Source organism: Actinosynnema sp. ALI-1.44 (assembly GCF_001984155.1).
In the GTDB taxonomy this organism is placed as follows: domain Bacteria; phylum Actinomycetota; class Actinomycetes; order Mycobacteriales; family Pseudonocardiaceae; genus Kibdelosporangium.
On the sequence record NZ_MTQO01000054.1, the window covers coordinates 116,226 to 132,845 of the forward strand.

The window sequence follows — 16,620 nt, forward strand, 5'->3', positions numbered from 1 at the left end:
GGAGGCGGACCACCTGATGCGTATTCATGCTGTCCCACAACGACAAGGCGCGTTGGTCGACAACGCGCGACTGCTGCCCGACGGGTGTCTGGCGCTGAGCAGGCTCGCCGGGGACATCGCCGGGATCGAGCCCCATGTCGTCCCTGTGTCGACTGAAGATTCTCCCGCGGTGGGCGGTGTCGCCAACCGGGCGGCGTTGATCGTCAACCGGACCGCGCAACTGGCCGCACTGGAAGCGCCGGAGGGACCGGTTCTCACGATCGGCGGCGACTGCGGCACGGATGTGGCGTCGATCGGGGTGGCGCGGTTCCGGCACGGCCCGAACCTCGGTGTGGCGTGGTTCGACGCGCACCCGGACCTCAACACGCCCGAGACGTCACCGTCGGGCGCCTACCACGGCATGGCGTTGCGCGCGTTGTTCGGCGAGGGCGACCCGGAGTTCGTGGCCGGCCCGGCTTTGCGGCCGGGCAACGCCGTCCTGATCGGCGCGCGGGCGTTCGACCCGGGCGAGCAGACCGCGATCGACCGCGGCCTGGTCACCCGCGACTCCTTCCCCGGCGAACAGATCTACCTGCACATCGATCTGGATGTGCTCGACCCCGGCGAGTTCGGCGGGGTGACTTACCCGGAGCCGAACGGGCTGTCGATCGCCGAGCTGGTCGATGCGATCGACGGGATCCCGGTGCCGGTCGTCGGCGTCGGGATCACCGAATGCGTCACGGCCGACGAGACCGAACTGCGCAAGCTGACCCCGGTCATCGAGGCGGTGACAGGGGCTCTGCTGCGCGGCGCTCCAGCGTGAGGCACTCGTTGACGACCTCGGCCATCGCCGGGTAGTCGTGCGAGGTCTTCGCCTTCCTCGCCAGTTTCGACCACGCCGCGCCGGACCGGCGCAAGATCCCCGCCGGTTCCGGCGCGCGGATCTCGTCGAGGACGAGCTATATCGGTTGGCGGGCTCGTCGGCAGCGGGTTATCAATGCGGTATGGAATTCGGTTACGCCGACGCGCAGGCGGAGAAGGTGCTCCGGACGTTCATCCAGGACGGTCGCCTGGTCAGGTTCCCGGCCAAACGCGGTCGCAGACGCATCCTGCTCGAACACATCGCGGCCTCGTTCGAACCCGGCCGCAGGTTCCCCGAGAAGGAAGTCGACGTCGTCCTGCGCGCCTGGTGCCACGGCGGCGAGACCGACTACGTCACCCTGCGCCGCTACCTCGTCGACGAGGACCTGCTCAGCCGCGAGCACGGCCAGTACTGGCGCACCGGTGGCTGGGTGGCGTGATCCGCGGGCTCAGCCCGGCCACTTCTCGTCTGTGGTCAGCACAGTCAGCCGCTGTGTGGCGCGGGTCAGCGCGACGTAGAGGGTGCGCGGGCCGGTCAGCGACTCGGCGACCATCTCGTTCGGTTCGACCAGGGCCACCGCGTCGTACTCGAGGCCCTTCGCCTCGATCGCGTCGACGATCTTCAGCCGGTCGTCGTCCACTTCGGACATCCAGGACCGGACGGTGTCGATGCTGGTCATCGAGGCGATCACGCCGACCGTTCCGTCCACCTGGTTCAGCAGTTCCCGTGCCGCGCGGCGGACCGCGTCCGGCAGCGCGGCCGCGGCGACCACTTCCACCGACGGTTCCACACCGGTGTCGCGGACCGCGCGGGGAAGTTCGTCGTCCGACGCCACGTCCCGCACCACCCGGGCCGCCAGGTTGAAGATCTCCGCCGAGTTGCGGTAGTTCGTCCGCAGCGTGAAACGGCGGCGCGTGGTTCGCTTGCCCAGCGCGCTGTCCCGCGCTCCCTGCGCCTCGGCCACGTCCGGCCACGTGCTCTGCACCGGGTCGCCGACCAGGGTCCAGCTGGCGTACTGGCCACGCCGGGCGATCATCCGCCACTGCATCGGCGAGAGGTCCTGCGACTCGTCGACCACGATGTGCGAGTAGTCCTCGTAGTTCTCCGGACGCCGTCGTCCACTCGGGTCCGGCGTTTCCTCGAGCATCGCGCGGCGGGTGCGGCGCTTGGGCGGCGGCCCGATCAGCGTCCGCAGTTCGTCCAGCAGGGCCACGTCCGCCACGGACCAGTCGCCCAGGCGCCATGACGCTGCGAGCTGGTCGACTTCACGCTTCGACAACGTCGAGCCCGCCGCTCGAGCCAACCGGCCGCGGTCGCCGAGGGAGCGGAGCACGTCGGTCGCGGTGAGAACGGGCCAGAAGACCACGACGAACCGGTGGAAGTCGATCCGCTCACCGAGGTCGACCAGCAGGTCCTTCTTCGTGACGTGGTAGTCCTCATAGGACTCCGCCTTGTGCCACAACGCTTCCAGCAGCGCCTCGGCCGCGTCGACGCGCGACCGGTTGGGCAGCCTGCCGAGGCTGTGCACCTGACGGCGGACCTTGGCCAGTTCCTGCTCGTTGAGCTTGAGCACCTCGCCGCGGTAGGTGATGCGCAGTTCCGTCGGCGCGTCCGGCGGCGTGTTGCGCAACGCCTTCTTGAGCACGCGGCGCATCCGCAGCGAGCCCTTGATCGCCGCGACAGGCGCCGGGTCCACCCTGGTCGCCTCGATGCCGTCCAGCAAGTTGCCCAGCGACCGCAGTTCGACGCTGTCCTCACCCATCGACGGCAACACACGCGAGATGTACGAGGTGAATGCGGTCGACGGCCCGAGCACCAGAACGCCCGCGCTGCCCATGCGTTTGCGGTCGCGGTACAGCAGGTACGCCACGCGGTGCAGGGCCACGGCCGTCTTGCCGGTGCCCGGTCCGCCGGTGATCTCCGTGACGCCGCGCCACGGCGCGCGGATGGCCTCGTCCTGCTCCTTCTGGATGGTCGCCACGATGTCGCGCATCGCATCGCCACGGGCCCGGTTCAGCGTCGCCATCAGCGCGCCCTCGCCGACCACCTGCATGGTGTCCGGCTGCGCGTCGGGCATCAGCAGGTCGTCGTCGATCTCGACCACCTGTTGGCCGGTCGAGCGGATCACCCTGCGGCGCACCACACCCATCGGCTGCTCGGCTGTGGCCTGGTAGAAGGCGGCCGCCGCGGGCGCGCGCCAGTCGGTCACGAGGTTCTCGAACTCCGCGTCGCGGATGCCGAGCCTGCCGACGTACAGCGTCTCGCCGGTGCTGTCGTCGAGACGGCCGAACACCAGGCCCTCGTGCTCCGAGTCGAGCATCTGGAGGATCCGGTTGGCGTGCCGGACCATCACGTCGCGCTCGTAGAGCATGGACGCCTGCTCGAACACGGCTTCGGTGCCGGCGCCGTGCGCGAGCCGGTCACCGCGATCACGCATCTCTTCGGCTTCGACTCGCATGTCGGCCAGGCGCGCGTAGACAACGTCAACGTGCTTCTGCTCGACAGCGATCTCAGCCTGTCGGACTGCGGCCTGCGACACCCACGACCCCCGGGTTCTTCTTTGGGACGGAAGAGCCACATTACGCTCTCTCAGCGGTTGACAAACCACTTGTCCGTTGGATGTTGGTCCAGATCACGTTCCACGTACGTGAAAGCTTGACCAACTCCACGACCATCCGAACATTATGCCCCCATGACAGTGACCGCTGCCGTCACAGGCGCGGGGACAGCATCGGCCGCGCGATCGCATCACAGCTGGTCGGCGACGGGCTGGCCGTGGTGATCACCGGACGCAGGCCGGACGTGCTCGGTGCTGCACGTCGACGGAGGCGGCCACAACGGCCGGTGAGATCATCACCCCGTGACTCGGATAGTGGCAGGTACGGCCGGCGGCCGCCGGTTGGCCGTACCACCCCGGGGGACGCGTCCGACGTCCGAACGGGTGCGCGAGGCGCTGTTCAGCGCCATCGACGCGTTGCTCGACCTGTCCAGTGCCAGAGTGCTGGACCTCTACGCCGGATCGGGTGCGTTGGGCCTCGAAGCCCTGTCCCGTGGCGCCGCGTCGGTCACGTTCGTCGAAGCCGACCGCACGGCCGTGTCCGTGCTCAGGACGAACATCGCCACGGTCGGTCTGCCCGGCACTTCGGTCGTGCACGGCAAGGTGGCCACCTTCCTCCGTGGTGAACCGGCGCCGTACGACGTCGTGCTGGCCGACCCGCCCTACGACCTGGATGTCGCCGCGGACGTGACGGTCCTGTCCGGTTGGACCGCGCCAGGTGCCCTGATCGTGCTCGAACAGTCCGCGCGGGCGGCTGATCCGGTCTGGCCGTCGCCGCTCGAACCGATGCGGAAGAAGAAGTACGGCGACACCGTGCTGCATTGGGCCGAACACCCGGAGGAGTGACCGGCAACACGGAACCCGTGGTCGGCGCCTGCCGGCTGCTAACTTCGGCCCATGCGGAGGGCGGTCTACCCAGGTTCGTACGACCCGGTCACCAACGGGCATCTGGACATCATCGAGAGAGCCGCGAACGTCTTCGACGAGGTCGTGATCGCGGTACTGATCAACAAGTCGAAGACCACGCTCTTCACCGTCGAGGAACGCACCGAGATGCTCCGCGACGTGACCAGCCACCTGACCAACGTGCGCGTCGACTCCTGGCACGGCCTGCTGGTCGAGTACTGCAAGCAGCACGACATCAAGGTGATCGTCAAAGGCCTGCGCGCGGTCAGCGACTTCGACTACGAACTGCAGATGGCGCAGATGAACCAGCAGCTGTCGGGCGTCGACACGCTGTTCATGCCGACCAGCCCGACGTACAGCTTCCTGTCCAGCTCGCTGGTCAAGGAAGTGGCGAAGTACGGCGGGGACGTCTCGCACCTGCTGCCGCCCCAGATCCACGACCGGTTGCTCAAGCGGCTGGCCGAACGCGCCTGACGCGCACCAGCGTCCAAGACTTCCCCGGCGCGGTCGCGGCACACTGCCGCGATGAGCGACTTGGTCAGGGTGGCCGTCTACACCCACTTCGCCCGTACTGGTGACGCGCCGTCGGTGGCGGATCTGGCGGCTGACACCGGGCTCGAGCAGTCCGACGTCCGGCTGGCATTGGCCGCGTTGCACGAGAGCCGCGATCTCGTGATGGACCGGGACGAGATCGTGATGGCACACCCGTTCGCGTCGATCCCGCTCGGCTTCTCCGTGATGGGCGCGGAAACCCTGTGGTGGGGCGGATGCGCGTGGGACTCGTTCGCCGTCCCGCACCTGGTCGAGTCCGAACCGGACGTCCTGGTCGCCACTCGCTGCCCGGCCTGCGACACCCCACACGCGTGGGTTGTCGGCAGGGAGGCGCCGCCATCGGGTGATCAGGTTGCCCACTTCCTCACGCCCGCCGCCCGCGTCTGGGACGACGTCGTGCACGCGTGCGCCAACCAACGCCTGTTCTGCTCGACCGACTGCGTCGAAACGTGGCTCGACGGCAGGGAACCCGGTTACGTGATGGATCTGGCCACCCTGTGGCGGCTGGCGCGTGGTTGGTACGCCGGTCGGATGCAGCCCGGGTACACCCGCCGCGAACCGGCCACGGCGGCCGCCTACTTCGCCGAAGTCGGGCTGCGCGGCCCGTTCTGGGGCCTGCCGAGCTGAGGACTGTTCTCAGGTCGGGCTCGCTACGTTGCGGGCCCATGAGATCGACTTCCAGGCTGATCAGCGTGTTCGTGTTACTCGTGTGGCTGGCTCAACCCGCTCGGGCGGCCATTGACGTCAAGGCCGAGATCCAAGCGCATCTGGACGGGATGGTCGCCGCGGGTGTGCCGGGCGTCGTGCTGACAGTGCGCGACAACGGGCGTGCGTGGCGGGCCGAGGCCGGTGTGGCCGATGTGGCGACCGGCGCGCCCCTGCCGGTGGACGGCCGGTTCCGGATCGCGAGCCTGACCAAGCCGATGGTCGCGACCGTGGTGCTCCAACTCGTGCACGAAGGCCGTCTCACGCTGGAGAGCACGCTGGGCACGGTGCTGCCAGGGCTCGTGCCCGGGGCCGAACACGTACGCGTGGAGCAGTTGCTGCACAACACCAGTGGCCTCAACGACTACGTCAACGCGCCGGAGTTCGCCGACCCGGCCGGCTACGTGTGGCGCCGGTACACGCCCGAGAGCCTGGTCCGGATCGCCAACGGGCTCGGTCACGGCGCGCCCGGCACCTGGAAGTACGCCAACACCAACTTCGTCCTGCTCGGCCTGATCGTCGAACGGGTCACCCGCGACGACCTCGCCGACCAGTTGCGGCACAGGGTGTTCCAGCCCGCCGGGATGCGTGTCACCGAACTGCCCGCGCTGCCGTTCGTGTGGGGGCCGCACGCGTCGGGCCACTACCGGATCGATCCGGGCCCACGGACCGAGCTGACCGAGCTGGATCCGTCGTTCGCGTGGGCCGCCTACGGAATCGTGTCCAGTGCCGGTGACATCCAGCGTTTCCACACCGCGCTGGCGACCGGGCGGCTGCTGCCGCGTGAGCTGGCCGACCGAATGCGTACCGACGCCGTCACGACCACCAATCCGGTGTGGCCGCGATATGGCCTCGGCGTCGAGGAGATGTCCACGACGTGCGGTGTGCGGCTGTGGGGACACACCGGCGCCATCCCCGGGTACTCGACGTTCTCGTTCGGCACGGCCGACGCCCGAAAGCAGGTGGTCGTCAGCAGTTCGTTGTTCAGTCCCAAGGACGGCACCCAGGTCCTGCACATGGTGCACGCGGTCAACCTGGAGTTCTGCGGCGAACCGTGGCGGCCGCCGACGGGGAACGCTCAGAGCTTGAGCTTCATCCCGACGTGGCTGGCCTCGAACCCGAGCCGCTCGTAGAACCGCTGCGCGTCGGCCCTGCTCGCGTCGGTCGTCAGCTGCACCAGGCCGCAACCGCGTTCCTTGGCCTGCGCGATCGCCCACTCGAACAGGTGCTGGCCGAGGCCCGCGCCGCGGTGGTCGGCGTGCACGCGGACCGCCTCGATCGTCGCGCGCTTCATGCCGAGACGGGACAGCCCGGGCGTGAACGTCAGCTGCAGCGTGCCCGCCACCTTCCCGTCGACCTCCAGCACCGCCAGGTACTGGTTCGGGTCGGCGTCGATCTCCGCGAAGGCGTCGAGGTACCTGGGGTCGCCGGGGCTTTCGCGCTTCGCGCCGAGCTGGTCGTTGGCGATCATCTCGACGATCACGGGCACGTCCGCCGCTTGAGCTCGCCTGATCTGCATAACCACGCCGTTCATCATTCATCCGGCCGTCACGCGAACGGGCTACATTCGGTGAATGACCACCATCACACTACGCACAGTGAAGATCCTGTTCGCTCTGGTGATCGGTCTCGTCGGGGTGGCGGCTCCCGCGGGCGCGGGCCAGGTGGCCGTCCAGGCCGCGTGCGGTGACACGTCCGGGTACACCAAGGTCAACCTCTCCGCCCTGCCCAGTCAGGCCACGGACACCGTACGGCTGATCCAGAAGGGCGGTCCGTACCCGTTCCCGCAGGACGGCACGGTGTTCCAGAACCGCGAGAAGCTCCTGCCGCTCTGCTCGACCGGTTATTACCACGAGTACACAGTCAAGACTCCCGGCAGTTCGACGCGCGGCGCGCGGCGGATCGTCACCGGCAACGCGGGCGAGTACTTCTACACCGCCGACCACTACGCCAGCTTCAAACTCGTCGACACACGCGCCTGACACACCCCTCCGAAGTCCACCCCAGTCCGCCTGGTTACGGGCAGACTGGGGTGGGCGAAATCCGCTCACGGGCCTGAGGGAGACAGACAGCGTGTACCGGGTGTTCGAGGCTCTCGACGAGCTCGTCACGATCATCGAGGAGGCCAGGGGCGTCCCGATGACCTCCAACTGCATCGTGCCGCGGGGGGACAGCCTCGAGCTGCTCGACGAGATCCGGGACGCCATCCCCGGCGAACTCGACGACGCGCAGGACGTGCTCGACAAGCGCGACGAGATCGTCGGCAAGGCCGAGCACGAGGCCGCGACCAAGGTCAGCAAGGCCAACTCCGACGCGGAGAACACGCTGGCCAACGCGCAGGCCGAGGCCGAGCGGATCCTCGCGGACGCCCGCGCCCGTGCCGAGCGCATGGTCGCCGAGGCCGAGCAGCAGGCCGACCGCGAGGTCGAGAAGGGCCACGCCGAGTACGAGGAGCTCGTCGGCCGGTCGCACGCCGAGGCCGAGCGGATGCTCCAGGCCGGTCGTGAGTCCTATGAGCACGCGGTCCAGGACGGTCAGATCGAGCAGGCCCGCCTGGTCTCGCAGACCGAGATCGTCGCCGCCGCGCACATGGAGTCCAACCGGATCCTGGAGGCGACCGCGGCCGAGGCCGACCGCCAGCGCACCGAGTGCGACGCCTATGTGGACGGAAAGCTCGCCGAGTTCGAGGACCTGCTCGCGCACACGCTGCGGACCGTCGGCAAGGGCCGCACGCACCTGCGTGCCACCCAGGTCACGGGCGTGCACGCACCGAACCCGCATGTCCAGCCGACGCTGCCGCAGCACAACGGTGGCGCGCCCTATGACTACGACGGTCAATAATCGCCCCGATTTAGCGCCTGGACTTCCAATCACGTACGCTTGTCGGGTTGACCTTTCCCGACCAACTACCTACTTGAGTTCTGACATGTCCGAAAACCGGCAGGCCACCACCCGGAACGCCGCCGCCAGCCCGTGGGTGCTCGACACCCGTGAGCTCGGCCGCCGCCCGGGCAGCAGTCGTGCCATCCACCGTACGGTGACCCTGGAGTCACCGCTCGGCGTCGAGGATGTGATCGCCGCCCCGCGTGGCGCGGTCGTCGACGTGGACGTGCTGCTCGAGTCGGTGGTCGAGGGTGTACTGGTCTCCGGCACCGCGTCCGCGCCCGTCGAGGGCGAGTGCGCACGGTGTCTCGACCCGCTGACCAGCCGGGTCGAGGTGGAGCTGACGGAGTTGTTCGCCTACCCGCACAGCGCCACCGAGGAGACGACGGACGAAGACGAGGTCCCGCGCCTCGTCGAAGACCGGATCGACCTGGAGCCCGTGGTCCGCGACGCCCTCGTGCTCGCGTTGCCGCTGGTCCCGTTGTGCAGGCCCGACTGCGCCGGGCTGTGCCCCGGTTGTGGAGTGAAGTGGGCCGATCTCGGTCCCGACCACGGGCATGAGAAAATCGATCCCCGCTGGGCCGCGTTGCAAGACCGGCTCGGGGATTCCAGTGACCGACCTGAGGAGAAGTAGCCGTGGCCGTTCCCAAGCGGAAGATGTCGCGCTCGAACACGCGCTCGCGCCGCGCACAGTGGAAGACCACTGCGATCGCACTTGAGCCGTGCAGCAACCGCGCTTGCCGCCAGCCCAAGCCCCAGCACGTCGCCTGCCCGAACTGTGGCCAGTACAACGGCCGCCAGGTCACGCAGCCTGCTTGATCGAAAAGGCGGAGGCATACAGGGCAATGGGAGGTAGGGGCGGCCGGAACGGCACGGGAGATCCCAGTTCGCTGAGTGACGCGCTCGGCGTCGAGTTGGGCTCCGACTTGTTGCAGCTCGCCCTGACCCATCGCTCGTACGCGTACGAGAACGGTGGCCTGCCGCCCAACGAGCGGCTGGAGTTCCTCGGCGACTCGGTGCTGGGAATGGTGATCACCGATCACCTGTACCGGACACACAGCGAGTTGCCGGAGGGCCAGTTGGCTCGGTTGCGGGCGAGCGTGGTGAACATGCACGCGCTGGCGCGGGTCGCCAGGGGTCTTGGCGCAGGCGGTCTCGGTGCGCACCTGTTGCTCGGCCGTGGTGAGGAGCTGACCGGCGGCCGGGACAAGGCGAGCATCCTCGCCGACACGCTCGAAGCCGTGATCGGTGCGGTGTACCTGCAGGAGGGCATCGACGTCGCGCGCAAGGTCGTGCACAAGCTGTTCGACCAGCTGCTCGACGAAGCGCCACGCCGCGGTGCGGGTCTGGACTGGAAGACGAGCCTGCAGGAGCTGTGCGCGTCGGCCGGTCTCGGCGTACCCGAATACCGGGTCGAGGAAGAGGGGCCGGACCACCGCAAGGAGTTCAAGGCGACCGTCGTGGTCGCCGGGCAGAGCTACGGCAGCGGTGACGGCCGGACCAAGAAGGAAGCCGAGCAGAAGGCGGCGGAGGCGGCGTACCGCGAGCTCTCCGAGATCCATCTGCCACCGCAGAACGGCACCGGCGTCAGCGGTGCCTGAACTCCCCGAAGTCGAGGTCGTCCGCCGAGGTCTGGCGGAGCACGCAGCGGGCCGGGTGATCACCCAAGCCGAGGTGATGCACCCGCGCGCGGTGCGCAGGCACCTGCCGGGAGCGCTCGACTTCGAATCACGGTTGGCCGGGCAGCGCATCGACGCCGCCCGGCGACGTGGCAAGTACCTCTGGGTGGAGCTGTCCGGCGGCGACGCGATGATCGCGCACCTGGGGATGAGCGGGCAGATGCTCATCCGTCCGGTCGGATCGCCGGACGAGAAGCACTTACGGGTCAGGCTGCGGTTCGCCGACGACGGCCCCGAGCTGCGGTTCGTCGACCAGCGCACCTTCGGTGGTCTCGCACTGGACGACATGGTCGAAGTGGACGGCGAGCGGCTGCCCGAGCAGGTCGCCCACATCGCCCGCGACCCGATGGACTCGGCGTTCGACCAGGCGTCGGTGGTCAAGGCGATGCGCCGCAAGCACACCGACGTGAAACGAGCCCTGCTCGACCAGACGCTCGTGTCCGGGATCGGCAACATCTACGCCGACGAGGCGCTCTGGCGCGTGAAACTGCACTGGGCCAGGCCGACCGACCGGCTCACCACCCCGAAGGCGGCGGCGCTGCTCGACGCGGCGACCGAGGTGATGAACGAGGCCCTCGCGGTCGGCGGGACGTCGTTCGACGCGTTGTACGTCAACATCAACGGCCAGTCCGGCTACTTCGACCGCTCGCTGAACGTCTACGGCCAGGAAGGCAAGCCGTGCACGCGCTGCGGCAGGCCGATCAGGCGCGAGGCGTTCATGAACCGGTCCTCGTTCTCATGCCCCCGCTGCCAGCCCCGCCCAGCCAGCTAACCGCGGGTCCACCACTCCGGCCCCCGTGGCCATGTTTCGGGGTGCCTGAACGGTGGACACGGCGGTCAGGGTTGGGCGAGTTTTGCCAGTAGGGCTACGGTCTGGTGGATCTGGTCCTGGTCGGCCGGGTCGAGCTGGTTCATCCGCTCGGCGAGTTCGTGCGCCTCGCCGTGGGCGAGTGACAACATCATCTGCCTGCCTTCGTCGGTGACCCCGACCTGGATCGCGCGGCCGTCCGCCGGGTCGGGGACCCGGCGGACGTAACCGGCGGTCTCGAGGCCGGCGACCGCGACGGTCGCCGTCGGCTGCGAACACGGCACCCGTGCCGCCAGTTCACCGACGCGCATGGGCCCGCTGGTCACCAACTGCGCCAGCACGAGCACCTGGGTTGGCTGCAGCGTGGTGTCCCGCACCGCGTGCCGCAGAGTTCTGAGCAGCCGGTGCAGCGCGATCACCATGTCGAACGCCTGCTGTTCAGTTGTCACATTTCGCCCTTCACAGGCGTTAGAACACCATTTCCGGCTGGTAGATGTCCAGCCATGTCGCCAGGGTGAGTGTCCGTTCGAGCGTGTGCCGCTTGCCGTCCGCGACGGCGGCGCGGTCGATCAGCGAGTAAACCGGGTGGTTCGCCGGGATCGCCTTGACCTGCTGCTCGATGTCCGCGAGGTACAGCGGGTCCTGTGTGGACGGGTACGGGCTCTTCACGCGCTTGACCACGGACTCCGGCAGCACGTCCTTGGCCGCGCCGCGCAGCAGGCTCTTCTCCCTGCCGTCGTAGGTCTTCATCGACCACGGCGTGTTGTAGACGTACTCGACGAGCCGGTGGTCGCAGAACGGCACACGCACTTCGAGACCCACCGCCATGGACATGCGGTCCTTGCGGTCCAGCAGGATTCGTACGAACCGGGTCAGGTGCAGGTACGACATCACCCGCATCCGGTGGGTGAAGTCGTCCTCGCCCTCGACCCTGTCCACTTCGGCCACGGCCGACGCGTAGGTGTCGCGCAGGTAGGAGCCCAGGTCCATCGCCTTGAGCAGGCCGGGGGCGACCGCGGACTCGGTGAACATGTCACGGGCGAGCATCAACCACGGGAAGAAGTCCGTCCGCTGGATCTCCGGGTCGTGGAACTGCTTGTACCCGCCGAAGATCTCGTCGGCCGACTCGCCGGACAGCGCGACCGTCGACTGGCCGCGGATCGCCTTGAACAGCAGGTACAGCGACGCGTCCATGTCGCCGAGGCCGCTCGGGATGTCCCGTGCGATCACCACTTTGCGGCGCAGTTCGGGATCGGACAGCGCGCCGTGGTCGAGCACGATGTCGGTGTGGTCGGTCTTCACGTGGTCGGCCACGTCGTGCACGTAGGGCGTGTCCGGGGTGGCGCGCAACTCGTCGGGCTGGAAGTTCTCCGTCTGGCCGGTGAAGTCGACGGCGAACGACCGGACCGGCTCGTCGAGCTGGTGCCCGGCCAGTGCGGTGATCGCGCTGGAGTCGAGGCCGCCGGACAACAGCACGCAGCGGGGGACGTCCGCGATCAGCTGCCTGCGGACGATGTCGTCGAGGAGTTCGCGCACGTGCAGCACGGAGTCCTCGACGGAGTCGGTGTGCTGTTTGGCTTCCAGCCGCCAGTAGGTGCGGGTCCTGATGCCGTCGGCCGAGACGGTGACGATCGTGCCCGGCTCGACTTCCCGCATGCCCTGCCAGAAGGCGTCCCTCGGGCTCTTGACGAACCCGAACAGCTCACGCAACCCGTTGACGTCGACGACGCGCTTGGCCAGCGGGTTGGCGAAGATCGCCTTGGGTTCGGAGCCGAAGAGGACGCCGTCGGCGGTGGGGTAGAAGTAGAACGGCTTGATGCCCATCCGGTCGCGGATCATCACGAGCTCTTTGGTGCGGCCGTCCCAGATCGCGAAGGCGTACATCCCGTTGAGCCGGTCGGCGACGGCGGGTCCCCACCGGAGGTAGCCACGCAGCACGACCTCGGTGTCGCTGTCGGAGAAGAACGGCTCGTCGCTGAGCTCTTCACGCAGTTCGGTGAAGTTGTAGGCCTCGCCGCTGTACACCATGACGACGTCGCCGTCGGGAGTCGAGACGCGCATCGGCTGTGCCCCGCCGGGCAGGTCGATCACCGCGAGCCGACGGTGACCCAGTGCGACGTTCGGCTGGGACCACGTCCCCGCCGCGTCAGGGCCGCGGCAGGACATCGTCTCGGTCATCGCGTCGAGGGTTTCCTGTTCCTGGGTGAGGTTCCGGCGATACGAGACCCAACCGGTGATTCCACACATAAGTCACCTCGCAAGTACTGTCCGTATAGCTACATAGTTAGCTGATACAACTAATTCATGCAAGGATGACAAAGCGGTTACACAGCGTTAACGGTTGGGCGGGGAACGGTCGGTGCAGGTGGTGGCTTCTTTTTGCCAACCCGGCCAGTGGTGGATGTGGCGTGCGCCTCGCTCGAATGGGTGTACGCCGACTAGTTGAGAGCACTCCGTTGTGCGGCGCTCAGCCGGTCTGGCCTGACCGTGACGGCGTATGTGTCAGGCTCGATCACCTGGAGCTCCAGCGGATCGGCGAGTGCCGGTTTCGCGTGGATCGCCGCGACAGCCGCGACAGCCCTCTCTCTAGGCCAGCCCAGCGCGGCCGCGAGGGCGTCCGCGGGCAGCGGGCGTCTGGCGTACACCAGTGCGGCCAGCACTGTGGACGCGTCATACGCGACGCCTTCCGCGAGCGGGCTGTCACTCATCTGCTCGCTGAGGCGGCCGAAGAACTCGCCCATCTTCCCGAGCCGGGTGCCCGCCGGAGTATGGGTGCCGAAGGCTTCCGCGCCTGCCCGTGCGGCGGCCGCGATCTTCCCGTGCGCTCCGGTGTCGGCCTGCCAGGCTCGCAGCCAGATGTCGTCGCCGATCAGGTAGCGCTCCCGGCGCCCGGTGGGATCCGGTCGGCGCGCGACCAGTTCCATGGCTTCGAGGTAGCCGATGGACTTGGACACCGATGCCGGGCTGACGCGCAACAGGTCGACGAGTGTGGCTGACGTCAGGCCGCTGGTGTCCGCCGTGAGCAGGCAGGCGAAGACCCGTGCGGTCATTCTCGGCATCCCGGTCGCGGCGAGCAGCGGCGCGAACTCGTCGACGAAGGACTGCGTGGTCTCGTTCGTGGTCGGTTCGGGCTGACGAGTCCGCTTGCGCTGACGGGCGCGGTCGCCTGCGGCCTGCTGTGCCCGGTCGGCCAGGTAGGCGCCGTGTGTCCCGTTGCGCGCCACCTCGCGGCTGATCGTGGAGGTCGGTCGCCCCAGCCGTCGGGCGATCTCGGCGTATCCGAGACCTTCGGCAAGCCACAGGGCGATCCGCTCGCGGTCGTCGTCGGTCAGCCTCGGGCCTGGCACGGTCGCGCACCTCCTTTGCGTTCACGAACAATACAGTGCAACGCCACCATGGTCGCGGTTGCGTTTCGCGGCAGTTCTGTTGCAACGATTCTCGGGCTGACCTGGGCTTTTATGGATTGGCTCGTTGACGCTGCTGGAAACGCAACATAGCTTTTCCACATTCGGAAAGGGAGGTACCACCATGCACGTGATGGCTGTGTCAGTCGTCTCCGACAACACCAAGTTCTGGGACGGCCTGAAGAAGGTGCACGCGAAGCTGCCGAAGGGCACCGAGTGGAAGCTCGCTGTCGCGAGCAAGGACGGGACCAGGGCGGTGAACGTCCTCACCCACGACTCCATCGCCGGAGTCCGGGACTTCTTCGAGACGCACACCGGTGCCCATGCCTCGACGGAGTACTTCGAGGCGGACGCGGCGAACGCGGTCGGCCTGGCGCGATGACGGTCGACGTACCGCGGTTGCGGACTCGGGTCGCGGATCTCCTTGCCCAGTACGGGATTCCGAGTGCCGCGGTCGGCGTGCTGCACGACGGCGAGGTGACGGAGTTCGCGGTCGGTGTGAAGAACGTGGAAACGCGGGAACCGGTCACGACCGACACCGTCTACCAGTGCGGTTCCATGACGAAGACCTGGACCGCGTTGGCCGTCATGCAACTCGTCGACGAAGGCGCCGTCGACCTCGACGAACCGGTGCGGACCTACCTGCCCGGGTTCGCGGTGGCCGACCCCCGCACGACCGCCGAGGTCACGCTGCGGCATTTGTTGTTCCACACCAACGGAATCGAGGAAGCATACGGCGATCCGGGCGAGGACGTCGACGTCTACGAGCGCATGGTCGGCAACATCGTTGACGCGCCCCAGGTGTCCCCGCTGGGCCGTACGCACGGATACAGCGCTGCGCTGGGATACGCGATCCTCGCGCGAACCCTGGAGTTGCACGACGGCAAGCGCTGGGACGACATCCTGCGGGACCGACTCTTCGAACCCATGGGCCTCACCGACACGAACAGCTGGAGGGACCAGGTGGACGAGACCCGCGCCGCGACCGGGCACCTGATCCGTTCGCTGGAGGAAGGCCCGATCGTCACGCCGATCCATCACTTGCCGCGTGCGTTCGGGCCGGGCGGCACGATCACGTCGACGACCCGTGACGTCCTGGCGCTTGCGCACGTCCTGCTCAACGAAGGCGTTGCGCCGAACGGAAAGCGGATCCTGTCGGCGGCGAGCGTCGAAGAGATGAAGCGTTCGCGTGTGCCCGTCCCGGATCCGTACATGTTCGGGCCGGAATGGGCGCTGGGGCTCATCGTGTGCGACTGGCATGGCGAGACCGTGTACGCGTCGGACGGCAGCACGATCGGCCAGAACGCCCGGCTGAGACTCCTGCCGGACTCGAACACCGCCGTCACCATGCTGACGAACGGCGGCCCGAGGGAGAGCTTCCACCGCGAGGTGTTCAACGAGGTCCTCACCGGCCTCGGCGTCGTCACCATCCCCGACCTGCCCGCCCCGGATCCGGCGCTGGATCTCGATCTGTCCGTGTACGAGGGCGTCTACGAGCGGCCAGGCGCGCGGTACGAGGTGGCAGCCGTCAATGGGCGGTTGTCGCTGACGCTGGTCCTGGACCCGATGCAGGCGGCGTTCATGGGGAAACCCGACCGCGTCCGGTACGAACTGCTGCCGGTGAGCGCGACACATTTCCTGATGCCGCCGACGGATCCGCTGGAGGACACCCAGACAGTCGCCATCTACGACTTCACCGACGGAACGGCGCGATACCTCCACACCAACTGCCGGGTGCACCCGCGAAGCGCGTGATCAGGTCGGCGACGCGGGACGGCTGGGTGAGCATGGCCAGGTGGTGGGCGTTCTCGCGGTGAACCCACCACCCTCGGCGTTCCGCTTCGTCGGCCGCGGCACGATAGGCGTCGCTCAGTTGGAGGTAGCCGCTCGGGACGTCGGCACCGTCCGGAGCGGGTTCGCCGAAGTACGCCAACGGCACTCGGGGGATCTCGGCGAGGAACCGAGCTTTCTCGGGGCCGTCGGGCAGGTCGAGCACGTCCGGTGGGAACCACTCGTGCCACGGAGGCAGCAGACCGTCGACGGCGAGGGCGCGTAGTCGTGCCTGGACTTCTGGCGGGGCGGTGTCGAACCAGCTGTGCCCGGGGTGTGGTGGGAGGGCGTCGACGTACATCGCGGCCTGCGCTCTCGTCGCGGGTTGCGAAACGACGGCTGACGGCCGGTTGAACAGTGGTTGTTTCGGTGACGGCTTGTATCGACAGGCGTTTGCTCTGTGTGCCCGGCCACTCGCCGTTGCGTCCCCCAAATGGCCTAGTCAGGGGACTGTC

The 16,620-nt window shown here is 68.1% G+C and carries 20 protein-coding genes; 14 read left to right on the forward strand and 6 right to left on the reverse strand.

Annotated elements, in window-relative coordinates; genetic code table 11:
* Positions 1 to 16 precede the first annotated feature (16 nt).
* Both ALI144C_RS47465 and ALI144C_RS47470 read left to right on the forward strand, forming a co-directional pair.
* Positions 17 to 802, forward strand: coding sequence for an arginase family protein (locus ALI144C_RS47465; RefSeq protein WP_076993896.1), 786 nt, complete (start codon positions 17 to 19; stop codon positions 800 to 802).
* A gap of 181 nt (positions 803 to 983) precedes the next feature.
* A complete protein-coding gene (locus ALI144C_RS47470; protein ID WP_076993897.1) occupies positions 984 to 1,280 on the forward strand; it encodes a DUF2087 domain-containing protein in 297 nt (98 codons plus the stop codon).
* 9 nt (positions 1,281 to 1,289) lie between these two features.
* On the opposite strand, the gene ALI144C_RS47475 is transcribed toward ALI144C_RS47470, so the two are convergent.
* Entirely contained in the window at positions 1,290 to 3,380 is a 2,091-nt protein-coding gene (locus ALI144C_RS47475) for a HelD family protein (protein ID WP_076993898.1), read from the reverse strand.
* A gap of 321 nt (positions 3,381 to 3,701) precedes the next feature.
* On the opposite strand from ALI144C_RS47475, the gene rsmD reads away from it, so the two are divergent.
* The 4 genes from rsmD to ALI144C_RS47495 are packed head-to-tail and all read left to right on the forward strand — an operon-like array spanning position 3,702 to position 6,694.
* On the forward strand, positions 3,702 to 4,244 hold the full coding sequence (gene rsmD / locus ALI144C_RS47480) for a 16S rRNA (guanine(966)-N(2))-methyltransferase RsmD (protein ID WP_076993899.1): 543 nt from the start codon (positions 3,702 to 3,704) through the stop codon (positions 4,242 to 4,244).
* Between the two features lie 51 nt (positions 4,245 to 4,295).
* A complete protein-coding gene (gene coaD / locus ALI144C_RS47485) occupies positions 4,296 to 4,778 on the forward strand; it encodes a pantetheine-phosphate adenylyltransferase (RefSeq protein WP_076993900.1) in 483 nt (160 codons plus the stop codon).
* A 51-nt stretch (positions 4,779 to 4,829) separates the two neighbouring features.
* Entirely contained in the window at positions 4,830 to 5,483 is a 654-nt protein-coding gene (gene merB, locus ALI144C_RS47490; RefSeq protein WP_076993901.1) for an organomercurial lyase, read from the forward strand.
* 38 nt (positions 5,484 to 5,521) lie between these two features.
* Positions 5,522 to 6,694, forward strand: a complete 1,173-nt coding sequence (locus tag ALI144C_RS47495) for a serine hydrolase domain-containing protein (RefSeq protein ID WP_076993902.1) — start codon at positions 5,522 to 5,524, stop codon at positions 6,692 to 6,694.
* Here the strand turns inward: ALI144C_RS47495 and ALI144C_RS47500 are convergent.
* Positions 6,640 to 7,080 carry a GNAT family N-acetyltransferase gene (locus ALI144C_RS47500; RefSeq protein ID WP_202819250.1) on the reverse strand — a complete coding sequence of 147 codons (441 nt, stop codon included), beginning with the start codon at positions 7,078 to 7,080 and terminating at the stop codon, positions 6,640 to 6,642. The two genes, ALI144C_RS47495 and ALI144C_RS47500, sit on opposite strands and share 55 nt — an antisense overlap.
* A gap of 55 nt (positions 7,081 to 7,135) precedes the next feature.
* Between ALI144C_RS47500 and ALI144C_RS47505 the strand changes: the two genes are divergently transcribed.
* The 6 genes from ALI144C_RS47505 (at position 7,136) to mutM (ending at position 10,895) form a co-directional block, all read left to right on the forward strand.
* Positions 7,136 to 7,543: a ribonuclease domain-containing protein gene (locus tag ALI144C_RS47505; protein ID WP_076993904.1), complete on the forward strand. Its 408-nt coding sequence runs from the start codon at positions 7,136 to 7,138 to the stop codon at positions 7,541 to 7,543.
* Positions 7,544 to 7,634: 91 nt separating this feature from the next.
* The gene (locus ALI144C_RS47510; RefSeq protein ID WP_076993905.1) at positions 7,635 to 8,402 is read left to right on the forward strand and encodes an ATP synthase F0 subunit B; all 768 of its coding nucleotides are present in this window, start codon (positions 7,635 to 7,637) and stop codon (positions 8,400 to 8,402) included.
* Between the two features lie 85 nt (positions 8,403 to 8,487).
* Complete coding sequence (locus ALI144C_RS47515; protein ID WP_076993906.1) at positions 8,488 to 9,078, forward strand: YceD family protein; 591 nt, start codon at positions 8,488 to 8,490, stop codon at positions 9,076 to 9,078.
* Positions 9,079 to 9,080: 2 nt separating this feature from the next.
* Positions 9,081 to 9,263, forward strand: coding sequence for a 50S ribosomal protein L32 (rpmF, locus tag ALI144C_RS47520; RefSeq protein WP_076993907.1), 183 nt, complete (start codon positions 9,081 to 9,083; stop codon positions 9,261 to 9,263).
* 26 nt (positions 9,264 to 9,289) lie between these two features.
* Complete coding sequence (gene rnc / locus ALI144C_RS47525) at positions 9,290 to 10,045, forward strand: ribonuclease III (RefSeq protein WP_076993908.1); 756 nt, start codon at positions 9,290 to 9,292, stop codon at positions 10,043 to 10,045.
* Positions 10,038 to 10,895, forward strand: a complete 858-nt coding sequence (gene mutM / locus ALI144C_RS47530) for a bifunctional DNA-formamidopyrimidine glycosylase/DNA-(apurinic or apyrimidinic site) lyase (RefSeq protein WP_076993909.1) — start codon at positions 10,038 to 10,040, stop codon at positions 10,893 to 10,895. Before rnc ends, mutM begins: the two co-directional genes overlap by 8 nt.
* A 65-nt stretch (positions 10,896 to 10,960) precedes the next feature.
* On the opposite strand, the gene ALI144C_RS47535 is transcribed toward mutM, so the two are convergent.
* The 3 genes from ALI144C_RS47535 to ALI144C_RS47545 form a co-directional block, all read right to left on the reverse strand.
* A complete protein-coding gene (locus tag ALI144C_RS47535; RefSeq protein ID WP_237774657.1) occupies positions 10,961 to 11,380 on the reverse strand; it encodes a MarR family winged helix-turn-helix transcriptional regulator in 420 nt (139 codons plus the stop codon).
* Positions 11,381 to 11,399: 19 nt separating this feature from the next.
* On the reverse strand, positions 11,400 to 13,178 hold the full coding sequence (gene asnB, locus ALI144C_RS47540; protein ID WP_076993910.1) for an asparagine synthase (glutamine-hydrolyzing): 1,779 nt from the start codon (positions 13,176 to 13,178) through the stop codon (positions 11,400 to 11,402).
* A gap of 191 nt (positions 13,179 to 13,369) precedes the next feature.
* Positions 13,370 to 14,278, reverse strand: a complete 909-nt coding sequence (locus ALI144C_RS47545) for a helix-turn-helix domain-containing protein (protein ID WP_076993911.1) — start codon at positions 14,276 to 14,278, stop codon at positions 13,370 to 13,372.
* 190 nt (positions 14,279 to 14,468) lie between these two features.
* Between ALI144C_RS47545 and ALI144C_RS47550 the strand changes: the two genes are divergently transcribed.
* Together ALI144C_RS47550 and ALI144C_RS47555 are read left to right on the forward strand one after the other, a co-directional pair.
* The gene (locus ALI144C_RS47550; RefSeq protein ID WP_237774658.1) at positions 14,469 to 14,717 is read left to right on the forward strand and encodes a hypothetical protein; all 249 of its coding nucleotides are present in this window, start codon (positions 14,469 to 14,471) and stop codon (positions 14,715 to 14,717) included.
* A complete protein-coding gene (locus tag ALI144C_RS47555) occupies positions 14,714 to 16,090 on the forward strand; it encodes a serine hydrolase domain-containing protein (protein ID WP_076993913.1) in 1,377 nt (458 codons plus the stop codon). The genes ALI144C_RS47550 and ALI144C_RS47555 overlap by 4 nt, the downstream gene beginning before the upstream one ends.
* Here the strand turns inward: ALI144C_RS47555 and ALI144C_RS55040 are convergent.
* Positions 16,029 to 16,466, reverse strand: coding sequence for a hypothetical protein (locus ALI144C_RS55040; protein ID WP_143231319.1), 438 nt, complete (start codon positions 16,464 to 16,466; stop codon positions 16,029 to 16,031). The two genes, ALI144C_RS47555 and ALI144C_RS55040, sit on opposite strands and share 62 nt — an antisense overlap.
* Positions 16,467 to 16,620 lie beyond the last annotated feature (154 nt).

Coding starts and splice junctions, on each gene's coding strand:
- ALI144C_RS47495 (WP_076993902.1), top strand. CDS start 5,522: ATGAGATCGACTTCCAGGCTGATCAGCGTGTTCGTGTTACTCGTGTGG.
- ALI144C_RS55040 (WP_143231319.1), bottom strand. CDS start 16,466: ATGTACGTCGACGCCCTCCCACCACACCCCGGGCACAGCTGGTTCGAC.
- merB (WP_076993901.1), top strand. CDS start 4,830: ATGAGCGACTTGGTCAGGGTGGCCGTCTACACCCACTTCGCCCGTACT.
- rnc (WP_076993908.1), top strand. CDS start 9,290: ATGGGAGGTAGGGGCGGCCGGAACGGCACGGGAGATCCCAGTTCGCTG.
- ALI144C_RS47550 (WP_237774658.1), top strand. CDS start 14,469: ATGGCTGTGTCAGTCGTCTCCGACAACACCAAGTTCTGGGACGGCCTG.
- ALI144C_RS47555 (WP_076993913.1), top strand. CDS start 14,714: ATGACGGTCGACGTACCGCGGTTGCGGACTCGGGTCGCGGATCTCCTT.
- ALI144C_RS47515 (WP_076993906.1), top strand. CDS start 8,488: ATGTCCGAAAACCGGCAGGCCACCACCCGGAACGCCGCCGCCAGCCCG.
- coaD (WP_076993900.1), top strand. CDS start 4,296: ATGCGGAGGGCGGTCTACCCAGGTTCGTACGACCCGGTCACCAACGGG.
- asnB (WP_076993910.1), bottom strand. CDS start 13,178: ATGTGTGGAATCACCGGTTGGGTCTCGTATCGCCGGAACCTCACCCAG.
- ALI144C_RS47505 (WP_076993904.1), top strand. CDS start 7,136: ATGACCACCATCACACTACGCACAGTGAAGATCCTGTTCGCTCTGGTG.
- ALI144C_RS47500 (WP_202819250.1), bottom strand. CDS start 7,080: ATGCAGATCAGGCGAGCTCAAGCGGCGGACGTGCCCGTGATCGTCGAG.
- ALI144C_RS47465 (WP_076993896.1), top strand. CDS start 17: ATGCGTATTCATGCTGTCCCACAACGACAAGGCGCGTTGGTCGACAAC.
- ALI144C_RS47470 (WP_076993897.1), top strand. CDS start 984: ATGGAATTCGGTTACGCCGACGCGCAGGCGGAGAAGGTGCTCCGGACG.